This window comes from Chitinophagales bacterium (assembly GCA_017303415.1).
In the GTDB taxonomy this organism is placed as follows: domain Bacteria; phylum Bacteroidota; class Bacteroidia; order Chitinophagales; family Chitinophagaceae; genus SpSt-398.
This window is the reverse complement of sequence record JAFLBJ010000001.1, coordinates 1,722,438-1,734,466: the sequence shown is the minus strand read 5'-3', so window position 1 is coordinate 1,734,466 and position 12,029 is coordinate 1,722,438. Positions and strand designations below refer to the sequence as shown.

9 protein-coding genes are annotated in these 12,029 nt (G+C 42.6%); 4 read left to right on the top strand and 5 right to left on the bottom strand.

From position 1 onward, the window contains the following. The first annotated feature begins 388 nt into the window (after positions 1-388). On the top strand, positions 389-784 hold the full coding sequence (locus J0M30_07565; GenBank protein ID MBN8667346.1) for a hypothetical protein: 396 nt from the start codon (positions 389-391) through the stop codon (positions 782-784). A gap of 107 nt (positions 785-891) precedes the next feature. Next, entirely contained in the window at positions 892-5,724 is a 4,833-nt protein-coding gene (locus tag J0M30_07560; protein ID MBN8667345.1) for an RHS repeat-associated core domain-containing protein, read from the top strand. A 189-nt stretch (positions 5,725-5,913) separates the two neighbouring features. Here the strand turns inward: J0M30_07560 and J0M30_07555 are convergent, their stop codons facing one another. The 4 genes from J0M30_07555 to J0M30_07540 form a co-directional block, all read right to left on the bottom strand. Further along, positions 5,914-6,870, bottom strand: a complete 957-nt coding sequence (locus J0M30_07555; protein MBN8667344.1) for a nucleotidyl transferase AbiEii/AbiGii toxin family protein — start codon at positions 6,868-6,870, stop codon at positions 5,914-5,916. Beyond that, a complete protein-coding gene (locus J0M30_07550) occupies positions 6,860-7,447 on the bottom strand; it encodes a hypothetical protein (protein MBN8667343.1) in 588 nt (195 codons plus the stop codon). The genes J0M30_07555 and J0M30_07550 overlap by 11 nt, the downstream gene beginning before the upstream one ends. 186 nt (positions 7,448-7,633) lie before the next feature. After that, positions 7,634-8,557, bottom strand: a complete 924-nt coding sequence (locus J0M30_07545; GenBank protein MBN8667342.1) for an NAD(P)/FAD-dependent oxidoreductase — start codon at positions 8,555-8,557, stop codon at positions 7,634-7,636. A 46-nt stretch (positions 8,558-8,603) separates the two neighbouring features. Beyond that, positions 8,604-8,792 carry a hypothetical protein gene (locus J0M30_07540; protein ID MBN8667341.1) on the bottom strand — a complete coding sequence of 63 codons (189 nt, stop codon included), beginning with the start codon at positions 8,790-8,792 and terminating at the stop codon, positions 8,604-8,606. 203 nt (positions 8,793-8,995) lie between these two features. Between J0M30_07540 and J0M30_07535 the strand changes: the two genes are divergently transcribed. Then, complete coding sequence (locus J0M30_07535; protein MBN8667340.1) at positions 8,996-9,664, top strand: DUF4386 domain-containing protein; 669 nt, start codon at positions 8,996-8,998, stop codon at positions 9,662-9,664. 17 nt (positions 9,665-9,681) lie between these two features. Here the strand turns inward: J0M30_07535 and J0M30_07530 are convergent, their stop codons facing one another. Further along, the gene (locus tag J0M30_07530; GenBank protein MBN8667339.1) at positions 9,682-10,545 is read right to left on the bottom strand and encodes a helix-turn-helix domain-containing protein; all 864 of its coding nucleotides are present in this window, start codon (positions 10,543-10,545) and stop codon (positions 9,682-9,684) included. A gap of 157 nt (positions 10,546-10,702) precedes the next feature. On the opposite strand from J0M30_07530, the gene J0M30_07525 reads away from it, so the two are divergent. After that, a complete protein-coding gene (locus J0M30_07525; GenBank protein MBN8667338.1) occupies positions 10,703-11,812 on the top strand; it encodes a Gfo/Idh/MocA family oxidoreductase in 1,110 nt (369 codons plus the stop codon). Positions 11,813-12,029: the final 217 nt, after the last annotated feature.

Genomic DNA, 12,029 nt, shown 5'->3' with positions numbered 1-12,029 from the left:
AACTATGAATACCAATTAAATATGGCATTTAGTTGAGTCCCGTCCGGTCCGCAAAAAAAGCTCTGAGTAATCGGAGCTTTTTTTATGCCCCGGAATTCCCATTGAAAAAGAATACAGTTTTAATCATTCACTTTTCTGCCCCTCCCTTTTTATTCTTCCCACAAAAAAATCATTCGGTTTTTAGACAATCGCAATTTCATAAAACCGAGTATCAGCATTGAATTAGCAAAGAAAAAAAATTGCTAAGACAATTAATCTTAAAAAACAAAACAGCCAACCTGCTTAAACAAAAAAGAAAAATAATATTCCAGTATTGAATATAATCCATATATTCAATATCCCTCCCTATCCCCACTTCTCTATTTTAATAACCATAAAACTTAAAACTATGACATGGGTTTTCAAAGAAGAAAATGCTACTTTTTCAGATGACACTTTGTACAACACGGCATTGAATGATATCAATGCTCTTACTCCCAGTGAAATGAGTTCACTAAAGGTTGCAATGTCTAACCGAAACTCCGGAAATGCCCGGGTACTAATGATTTATGCCACCGACGCAAAATCCATTCCCGATATTACCACTCTTGGGGATACCTGGACATTCAAACATTTCTCAACTGACGGAGATTACAATGGCATGTACACGCAACTGACCAGTTTTCTCAATGACCCTGCAAATGGACTGACAGACGCCCAAACTTTTTGGTCGCAGGTGTCATTTGATAATTCATTATCCGACCCATCCAATTTGGTGGTATGGTACCGAAACCTACCCTCGTAATTAAAGTATAACTCCAACATTAATTAAACCAGATTCAACAATTCAATTTAAGGAGATTGGACAACCATCTCCTTAAATTGCTTTGCTATCCTTTAAAATTCATTGAAATGAGCCGAGTGTCTAAACATGACGGTCCCGTTATCCTACCATCCAAAACCCAAACATCAGACAATCAATCCCCCTATTCCGTTGCGACAAACTACCTGAATGGGTCAGTAAACCCGCGTACGGGTGAATTATCCTTAAAAATTAAACCACCCAAACTACCCGGCATACTGGGTATGGATGTCGATCTTTCGATACAATATGCACAACGTGACGCACGCTCCTCGAATTCTGTACTAGGCCTGCCACCAGGATGGTTTTACAAACTCAGCTATATTGTCGACAACCAGCTAAATCTGAATGGCGGAGCTAAGTATTTTTTGAGCCCGGAAACAAAATCAGGGTTACAATACTATAAACTGAAAGACATTCAGCTGATCTCTTATGGAATGTTTGAATACCCAAAACTTCCCTATGACACAAGCGAGAACTATGCCTTTCAGTTAAAATACCACAATGGGAAAAACCAGTATTTTGATGCGATGGGCCGCCTAATCGCCGTAGATGATAAAGATGGCAACCATTTACTTTTTTATTATGATACACCCGATCAAAATATATACAATACCAAACTGGTAAAAATCATAGATAGTTTTGGGCAAACCATTACACTCACCTACTCCGGGAACAATATTCAGGTAAATTACCCAACAGGTGCAGGAAATGATGTTGTATTCACTTATTCCCTGAACAGCAATAATACCCAGCTTATTCAATACACCAATCCACTGGGAGAAGTGACCACCCTGGAATACAATGGAGGAATAGTACGTCAGGATTTGATCTCAAAAATCACCTACCCCACTCAACTGATCAAAGAGTTCAATTATGTGACTATCCATTACCTCTCCTCTGAAGGGAATATGCTACCAAAGGATGTCATCCAGACGGAAACGGCCATCTACCAGAAGGAAAAACGAATAACATCATACGACTTCACCTCTGGCGGCGCTGGCTTTAACTACCTGGGTTTTCCTACCTATAAAACAAAAAGCAAAGGCGATGCGTTGATGGATTCCTTTAATAGTCAATATATATACACTTCCGTAATCGATAATGGAGTGACCATAACAAAGAATTCCTACAACTATTTGCATTTAAAACTGCAGGAGGATATTCAGTCAAAAGCAGACAATAGTCATATCAGCCAAACCAAATACAACTATACAGGAGAAGACGGCGACCGTTATTTCCCTCCTTTCAATGATCTACCCCCGAATTATCAGGCAAAAAATAAGGTGACCACTGAATTATACAATGAAACAGGACAAACAAGCCGGCACCAGGCGCAATTCACTTATAATGACTATGGGCAGGTGACAGACCATAGCCAGTGGGATACAGATCTTGCCACAGGCAATTTAACCCTTGTATCGTCGGTAAAATCAACATATGATGATGGTGGATATGGGATCTTATTAATCAAACAGGAGCTGGACTATAAACCACAGGGCATTATTTCATCCACACCCGTCATTCTTCAAAATACAAACACCCTTGACGCTGAAGGAAAACATGTCCTCAGTAACCAGGTGGGAAGGATAACCAATTCAAATGGTAATTCAACGTTTATTCCCGAAAAAAAGACCACTTTTCAATATGATCAAAATGGTCGTATAGCTACAAAAACACTAAGCTGGGATAAAACGGTCAACAATAAGATACAACCGGTCGAAACAAGCTATACTAACTCCTTTCAATACGATCCCGGTACCCAGCGCCTCATTGTTACAAAAACAGATAGCAAAAACAATACCCTAACAAGGCATTTTGATACCATCTCGGGCAAAATGACCAGACAGGAAACAAGCCTGGGAGATGTGTCTGAATACACGTACGATTTAATTGGCCGACGTCTAAGCAAAAAAGATCCCTTAGGCAATATGGTCACCTGGAGTTATGATGATGTTGCCAATAAAATTACAAAAGAACAAGGGTTGGGATACAAAACCTATATCTATTATAATGGCTTTGGAAATGAAATTCAACATAGCGACAACCTCGGAGCCGGTGGAAAAGAAAGAATAGTACAAACCAAAGGATATGACAACGTCGGCAGGCTGTCATGGGTTTGCGGGATTTTAGGTGAGAGCACAAAAATCAGCTTTGCTTATAACGGAAGGGGCATGGTGGCTTCGAAGACAGATGCCTTAGGAAACATTACCTACTATACCTATGACTCCGTGGCCAAAATAAAAACAACTTTTTTCAATAATATCAAAACAAAAGAAGAACAATACAACAATTATAAAAAGAAAATACGCTCCCAATTATATTCAGCGGAAAGTAATGATTCAGCAAGCTCTTCCACGGGTTATAATAGTTATAATAAGAAGGTATACTTTAATACGGGTGATAAAGACAATTCCCTGGATTGGACCACTGAAGAATATACATTTGACGCGTCCAAAGCCATGACAGGAAAAGTAGTGACTGGCTGGGACAATGTAAAACAAACTGAAACCTATGTACGCGATATATTTAACAAAATCGTGGAGAAAGTCAATGTCTGTGAAATAGCAACAGGGGAAAAAAGCAATGCCAGCAGCTCTGTACTTCACAACAATACGGTTGGCCTATTGCATAAAGAAGAGAACCCGCTGGGGCTCATTCAGCACTACGAATATGATGGAGAGGGAAACAATACCGCAAAAATTGGTTTTGACAGTAAAAAAATAAATTTTAGTTATTACCCCAACAGAAAATTAAAACAAAAATGGTATCAGGAAATCGATGGTAGTACACAAACAATTAACTATGCCTATTATGACAATTGCGATTTTGTAAAATCGATCACTAACGCCAACAATGAGACCATCGCCTTTGAATATGAACCAGATGGAAAGGTAACTAAGATTAGCTACCCGGATGGCAAAACCATCCAATGGAAGTATGACAACGAGAAAAACTGTCTCGACCACATAATTGACGCGGCTGGGAATAAAATAAAATATAGCTACGATAGTTTTGGGCGCCTGAGTGGCATTACCAGCCTTGATTTCGGCGTTGTATTGACTTATTTTGACATATCTTCCGACGCAAGCAATAGCGGCCGGCTTCAAACAATCCAATATTCCAATGGCATGCTGCTTTCCCTGAGTTACAACGGGTACAGCATGATGAAGGAAATAATAGTAACGAACACTAAAAATAATATACTGCTAAAGGTAGGCTATGAATACAATGAGAATAATAAAACAATAAGCTCCATTTCGTATTCATCGGAAGTATATGACAGCCTTGATGTCAATCATATTTCAAACTACTCGTACACGTCAACCGGAAAACTGGTTTCAGAGTCCACCACCCAACTGAATGGAGAAATGATTAACTCCGTAACCTTCACCTATGATGCAGCTGGCAATGTGCTGACGAAGTCGACATCCACTTCAAAGGGGACTGACCTAATACGCTATTCGTATGATACCGACAATAAGTTATTGAGCATTAAAGAAGGGGCGAATACCCTTAAGCCGATTTACGATACCAATGGAAATATGATCGCGGACGGATATGGAAATGCCTATGCCTATAATAACCTGAATCAATTAATAAGCTATACCGATGTCAAGCAGGTTAAATCGGTCTATACCTATTATCCCAATGGCTTAAGAAGATCAAAAAAAGTGGCGGATTCAGCGGAAGTAGTCTTTTATTATGACCATGACAAGGCGCCAAATGTCATTAACGAAATACAGGGTGACATAGCTGCCAGTTATGTATTACTCGGATCTCTCCGTTATATCCGGATCATCAAAGATTCAAATGGGACTACGCCGCAATATATCATTCACGACAAAAAGGATATTCTATTAACAATAGACCAAAATGACGAAGCTATCTCGACTTATGATTATAGCGCTTATGGAAGTGACCGGTCTTTGTCCCAGGAAAATAATTCGGGGTCTTATACCATTCATGCCAACCCTTTTAAATATACACATGAATATCAGGACATAGAATCCGGTTTGTATTATTTGCGCGCCAGGTATTATCTGCCCCATATCATGCGCTTTATCAATCGAGACAGTATTCAAATTTTCAACCATTATAGTTATGCGGACGGGAACCCCGTGATGATGACCGATAAAACGGGCCATACCCCCTGGTGGAATTGGCTACTTACAGGAATTACCGTTTTGTTTACAGCCATTATAACGGTGGTTAGTTTTGGAGCTGCAGCCCCAGCTGCAGCAGCAGCCGATGCTGCTGAAATTGGAGGAATTGCTGCAGATGCGGGTGTGTCAGCCGCAGAAGCAGGCGAAGTGGGTAGCGCAGCCATTGAAGGATCAGCAGAATCAGGCGTAATCAATGCATCTGAGACGGTGGCCAGTCAAATTAACCCCGATGTATTGCCCGGTCAAGGGGGATTTGATCCCGATGCACAAACGGTGTGGCCAAATGATATCAATCCTAATGGATTGGACAATAATTGCTTTTTCTGTACAGCGGCACATGTAATGGATGAATCCGCACCTGATGTCGCTGAATATTTAGGCATGGAAGAAGGATGGATGCCTGAGGATCTTGCAGGACAGGCCTTTTACCAGCTTAACTTAAGTCAAACCGGGGAATTTGATATCATAACGGATAATGCTGCAGAAGCCTTTGACTTCATGACCCGCCAGGAACCGGGCACCCGCTTTGGTTTTAATTATGAAACGGGCGTAGACACATCACATTGGATCAATGCAGAATCCCAGGGACCTGAAAATTTTGTAAACTTATATGATGCGCAAAGGAACATTTCAGTAAATAATAATCCCTGGCAATGGCCAAATGGCTTTTATCGAATTATGCGATTTATTGATGGAATGAACCTGATGGATAACTAAGTTAATCCCTCCATCCACGCCAAATACCCTTCCATCTGCGACACCAAATAATAAGGCAGGTTAAGCAGATGAACTGTTTTGCCACCGGGTGTGGAAATTGTAGAAATCAGCAAATCGCCTGCGTATACGCGTACCGCCAGGTTGTGGGGCGCCAGGACCACCCGCAAAATCCTGGGCGAACAACATTAATTACATCTTATCAACAAATTCTCGAATCCTATTCATTACAATGTCAAACGGTGGTTGCCCTTTATAATATAACGCTTTCGTTCCTTCATAACGCTTTCGCAATCTTTCACGTACAACCGGGTCATTCAACAAAAATGCTTCATTCTCAAATACAGGTATTACCAGGTCATCTTTAGGGAATCTCTTTTCCTTGTGGGCATTATAGGCATCTGTTCCAATGAATTGGAGTACTGCATCATTTCCCAACAACGAATAAACATCATAATACTGCCTCATATAGTTGGTTGCAACTTGTCCTGTTTCCATTTCCTTGCGAAATTTCGTGGCAATCGTTTGAAGCTTTTCAACAAAGGTATAGCGGTAGTCATAACACAAAATATCAATAGCGCGGTTATCAATAATGTCGATACCGTCCGTGTTTCTGGCCCGTTCATAAGCCCAAGAACTGATTACAACTGGCGTATTGGGAGCAACATTATCATACCCTGCTTCCAACAGGATTCCATCCTTCAATCCTTCAATGGTGTCAGCCTGACGTGGGTAAATTAGTCGGATACCGCCGCTGTTGTAGCGGTTTTTGTCGTCAAAATCCTGATCTCTACTAACCGCAGTTATTCCGTCGATTTGTATTTCCCCAGCTAGTTGATCGTAGTAATCTTTCTTCTTTTTTATATTCGCCGCATTCTGGCTTTTCGGGTTCTCATTGATGCCTAGATTCTCCGGCGGGTTGATATGCAAGTCAATATCTTCTGAAAACCGATCAATCAGGCCAAAACCTTTGGAAAGGGACGTGCCACCTTTTAATTGAAACAAATATCCCTGTTTTTTCAGCCCGAAAAGGCAATGCATAATCCAATAATCCTTTTCGATCAAACCTCGTTCGATGCCGGTTTCCTCCCAAAGTATATTCAATAGATTGCCGAATTCCGGGTGATGATGCAAATAATCAGCGGCCATACCAGTCCTTTAATAAAGGGGCAAATATTTTTTTCGTTCCTATAGTGCCAAAATCTTGCACCAGTTGTACAAGAATATTCCGGTTCATCTCTTTTACCTTTCTTTTCACGTTCTCCAAAAGGGCTGGTTGATCTTCTTCAAGTTTGTGGAGATTATTCACGAGGTCAACCAGAAGGAACTCTTTGGTCAGTTCATTTGGAACAAAAGGTCTGCGGATGAACCGGAATTGGCGGTTTCCAAGCTTATACGTACCGTGTCGCTTTTGATTATATACCCTCCTCTCATTGTAAAGTTGGGTGGTGCCAACGCCTAAAGTATTATAGTCACTGGGTGATGTTACCAAAAATCGATCAGTTTTGAGGAACGTACGCACCAAAGTCATTTCATCCGCTGGCAGTTTTCCAAATAGGCTTTGTTTCGGAACATAGTAAAGCCCCCCGGACAATTTTTCCAGTGTTCCTTCCTTTACTAATTGCTGAAGGTGACGATCTATCGCAGTGGTTAGATCCTCAAGGTCAGCGCGCCGATACACCTCGCCTTGGTTAAGCTGTTTTTTAAAAACTTCCAATTGTTTCATTTCATCAAAAATACAAAAATTGCATGATTTTTTAATAAAATTTCATGCATTTATAATAAGCTCATTATCAAGAAATAATTATAGCGAGACCTAATATATAATCAATTAAATGGCAATAAAAAGGACCCTATACAATTGTTATTAGTAACAGAATTAGGGCAATTTTCTCCATTTTTTGTCACAAAATCACCCCATTTCGCCCACTCCAAACCCCTCCTCCACCAACTTCTTCACCAAGCCCATGCCGGCCATGGTTCCCATGGCTACGGCATTGGCTACGGTGCGCATACGGGAGGCATTGTCACCAATGGCATATATGCCCTTTACTGTAGTTTCATATTGCTCGTCAATTTGTATATATCCATCCGCCGTCATAGCACACCCAAGTTCGGCGGGCAAGGCACTGTGTTGCTCAAACGGACTGGGTGCATAAAGGACCTCAAGGGAATGGCAGGTGCCATCCGAAAATGAAATTTCATGTATCTGCCCGGATTCCTGTTTCACCTCTTTTATTCTTTTTTCAATCACCTTTATCCCCTTACGCAGCAGAATGTCTCGCTGGTCAGTCGATAAATTGGTCTTGCCATTGGTAAACAAAGTCAGATCCTTTGTCCAGTTAGCGATCATTTTTACAAATTCAAAGGTCTTCCCATTATTCAGCAAAACCCCGGTTTTCCGACCTCGCACTTCGTATCCATGACAAAAAGGGCAGTGAAGAACGGATTTACCCCAACATACCTCCAGTCCTTCTATATCCGGTAAAATATCCCTGATCCCCGTGGCAAAGACCAATTTCTCCGCATGGAATTTCTCTCCGGATAATACTTCAATCCCAAATCCATCTGGCTCCTTCTTTGCTCCGATCGCCTTACCGATTAAAAACTGCACACCTGGATAATTCATCACCTCTTCTTTTGCCACTGCTGCAATTTCTGCAGGTGACCGGCCATCGTTTGTAAGGAAATTATGGGAATAAGGTGTTGGCGCATTACAAGGCTTTCCCTCATCTATCACCAAAACATTTTGCAGAGCCCTGCCCAGTGCCATGGCAGCGGCAAGCCCCGCATAGCTTCCCCCAACAATGATAACATCATACCGGTTGTCCTTCATGCCCTTTTTCTTTTCCATTACTTCTTAGTGGGGTTTAGCATTTTCATCACTTTGTCAACCGCGGCACTCCAATAAATACCAGCCAGGGCACCAGTGTTGCGGTCAGTATCAAGGTACGCTGGTATAAAGGCAGGTCAGCCAGATGCGGGCCAAAGAAATAAAGGAACAAAGTGATCGAGGGATAAATGGCCAGCCATATCTTAAGCGCGGCCAGTAGTTTCATTTTCGCTTTCATTTCAATTTAGTTTTTAGAATGATCAAAAAGCAAAAGTAGTGGCGCAGGCAGGCCTGATAACAGGACAAGAATTGAATTGAATAGGATAATTCTAAAAACGAAAAAGATCCTGTCGAAATCCCAGCCTTGTCCGATTCAATTTGATTTTTGTCCTATCCCCCGCTTCATTGTCATTTTACTTTTGCCCTTCAAAAAATAATAACATGGAAATGACAACCAACAACCACCGTAAAATATCCCTTTGGGCAGGTATATTTTATGTACTCACTTTTGTATCGATCCCTACATTTAGTCTCTATCAAGACATACAGTCGCCCGGTTTTATCCTGTCACAAGGCCTGGATGCCCCGATTATTACAGGAGGGCTTCTTGAAATCATTGTGGCATTGACCGGGATTGCCACGGCAGTTGTATTATTTCCGGTATTAAAAAAACAAAATCAAACGGCCGCGCTGGGACTGGTTGCTGCCCGGGTATTGGAAGCCGCCACCATATTTCTGGGGGTCGCCTTCCTCCTGGGAGCGATCACGCTACGGAAAAGTGGAATAGGAGCAGAAGGTCAGGCGGCAGCACAAACCATGGTGGCTCTTTACAATCGCATCTTCACTTTAGGACAAGGATTTCTCCCGGCCATCGATGACCTTTTGTTGGGTTACCTGTTGTATAAATCAAAACTGGTACCGCGTGGGCTTGCTATGCTGGGTATGATCGGGGCCTTCCCGTTAATAGCCGGTTACCTCTGTGTGATGTTTGGCGTTATCGACAGGGTTTCGATCTGGTCGTTTGGATCGGCTCTGCTGGTTGCTACATTTGAATTCTCGCTTGGGTTATACCTGATTATAAAAGGATTCAGGAAAGGTAATGTGAAGTAATTTGAACAATAGCCTACTCAGCCGAATTTGGCCCGGTAGGCTTCAGGTGTCAGACCGGTATGCTTTTTAAAGAAGCGAATAAAATAGGAAACATCCTCGTACCCCAACAGATCGGCCACTACTTTTATCTGATGGGTGGTGCCAAGCAAATAGCGACGGCCTTCGAGAAGGATCTGCTCGTTGATCATCTCGGAGGCGGTCTTCCCAATTGTGGTTCTGGTCACCTCGTTCAATTGATAGGCAGAAAGGTTCATCCGTTGGATATAAAAAGAAACCTGTTTGTTCTCGGCGATATGCTTTTCCAACAGATCCTGAAACTCCTCCAATCTTTCCAGCGAATAGGAATTTTTATGCTGCGGACTACCTTTTGGATCCGGGCTTTGGCGGATGAATTCAATAAAGAAAAGATCGAGGTTTGCTTTTATGGCATCCAGAAAGCCTTCTTCTTTGCCAATATACTCTTCATAAATATTTCCAAGCAGTTCGTGCAGCCGGTCAAAGCTTTGACTGGTGAGTCTGCAATGACCCTTGCTCCAGGCTTTTCTCACCCGATGTAAAGCTTCCTTGCCAGCCGCCTGGTAAAACCTGGGGTGACTTTCAAGCAGGTAGCCTTTGGCGCCGGCTTTCAGTTCAAGCTGGTGAACCTGGCCAGGCCGAAGCATAAATAGTGAACGATCCTGCACCTTATAGCTGACAAAATCAATTTCATGGGTTCCTTGTCCTTCTTCTATCAGCAAAATAAAGTTGAAGTCATGCCGGTGTAACCCATGGTACAGGTCGCCCCCGCGTGTGATGTCCCCAACCTTACGGATATTAAACCGGGCCTGTGTATGGATATCCTGGTTTGCCGGAGCAATCTGTCTGACAGGGATCTTTTTCATAACCTGATGGTCGTCGTTTTATGAAATTAGCCAAATCTTCATCCAAAAAATAATTTCCGTATATTTAACTCTCTGCCGCTTCTCCTCAAAAAACGATCTTGCCAGACCTAATCACCTGGCCGGAAGTCTGCGCCCACCCACACAAAAAAACCATTTTATGCCAACGAGAAAACCCATTTCACGCAGGGATTTTGTATACCAGGCTGGCCTGACCGGATTGGTACTGCCCTTTGCCCACTCAAACCTCTTTACCCCTACCATGAAAGACAAAAAAGACAAACTGGGCATCGCCCTGGTTGGACTCGGAGGATATGCCGGAAATCAACTGGCCCCTGCCCTGCTGGAAACAGAACATTGTTACCTGGCCGGGATCGTGACAGGCACCCCTTCTAAAATCCCAGGTTGGAAGGAGAAATACAAAATTCCCGATGCCAATATTTATAACTACGAAAACTTTGACACGATCCGCGACAACAAGGATATTGATATTGTGTACGTAGTGCTTCCGAATTCCATGCACGCCGAATTCACCATCCGTGCCGCCAAAGCAGGCAAACATGTGATCTGTGAAAAGCCGATGGCGCTGACCGTGGAGGAATGTGATAAAATGATCAAGGCCTGTAAGGACGCCAATGTACAACTGGGTATTGGTTACCGCCTGCATTACGAACCCTTTAATCAGGAAATGGTCAGACTCGGCACGCAAAAAGTTTATGGCAATATTGAAAAATTAAACGCAGGATTTGCCTTTACCATTGGTGACCCTAAACAATGGCGATTGAAAAAAGCCATGTCGGGTGGTGGACCGCTTCAGGACATTGGCATTTACTGCATACAGGGAATATGCTATACGACAGGCATGGAACCCGTAGCTGTGAGAGCCACCGAGGGCCCCAAAAAGGATATGGAAAAATTCAAAGAGGTAGAGGAATCCCTTACCTGGGAATTTGATATGCCCAACGGACTTATTGCCAAAGGAAAATGCAGCTACAGCGAAAGTTATAATTTTCTGCGGGCAGAAGCTGCCAAAGGAACCTTTGAACTTTCCCCGGCTTATAACTATGGCGGCATTCAAGGCAAAACGCCTGACGGTGCCATGAATTTCCCCCGGGTAAACCAGCAAGCCCGGCAAATGGATGCAATGACGGAGGCCATTAAAAAAGGAGAGAAAATACGGACCGGTGGTGAAATGGGAAAACGCGATGTAAAACTGATCAATGCTGTTTATGAAGCGATGCATACCGGGAAAACCATTTCACTGGTTTAGCCCGGTAGCAAACCGCTGATGTTTTATTCAAAAAACGGCACATTCCTGACCGCGTATTTCTTCATGGCGGGCCATTTCCTTCCACAACGGACAGCAAAACCACCTCGGTTGGAACGGCTGCCATTTATCGATTTACCCGGCCAGTATGTTATCAGGGAATGCCTGATTCTCTTCTGCCGGTTGAACTTAAAAACAAGAATTCATTGTCTATCTTTAG

Bases quoted from the DNA above. Each gene is read 5' to 3' on its own strand.
- J0M30_07530 (MBN8667339.1), bottom strand. From the start codon at position 10,545: ATGAAAAAGATCCCTGTCAGACAGATTGCTCCGGCAAACCAGGATATC.
- J0M30_07525 (MBN8667338.1), top strand. From the start codon at position 10,703: ATGCCAACGAGAAAACCCATTTCACGCAGGGATTTTGTATACCAGGCT.
- J0M30_07560 (MBN8667345.1), top strand. From the start codon at position 892: ATGAGCCGAGTGTCTAAACATGACGGTCCCGTTATCCTACCATCCAAA.
- J0M30_07540 (MBN8667341.1), bottom strand. From the start codon at position 8,792: ATGAAAGCGAAAATGAAACTACTGGCCGCGCTTAAGATATGGCTGGCC.
- J0M30_07545 (MBN8667342.1), bottom strand. From the start codon at position 8,557: ATGAAGGACAACCGGTATGATGTTATCATTGTTGGGGGAAGCTATGCG.
- J0M30_07550 (MBN8667343.1), bottom strand. From the start codon at position 7,447: ATGAAACAATTGGAAGTTTTTAAAAAACAGCTTAACCAAGGCGAGGTG.
- J0M30_07565 (MBN8667346.1), top strand. From the start codon at position 389: ATGACATGGGTTTTCAAAGAAGAAAATGCTACTTTTTCAGATGACACT.
- J0M30_07555 (MBN8667344.1), bottom strand. From the start codon at position 6,870: ATGGCCGCTGATTATTTGCATCATCACCCGGAATTCGGCAATCTATTG.
- J0M30_07535 (MBN8667340.1), top strand. From the start codon at position 8,996: ATGGAAATGACAACCAACAACCACCGTAAAATATCCCTTTGGGCAGGT.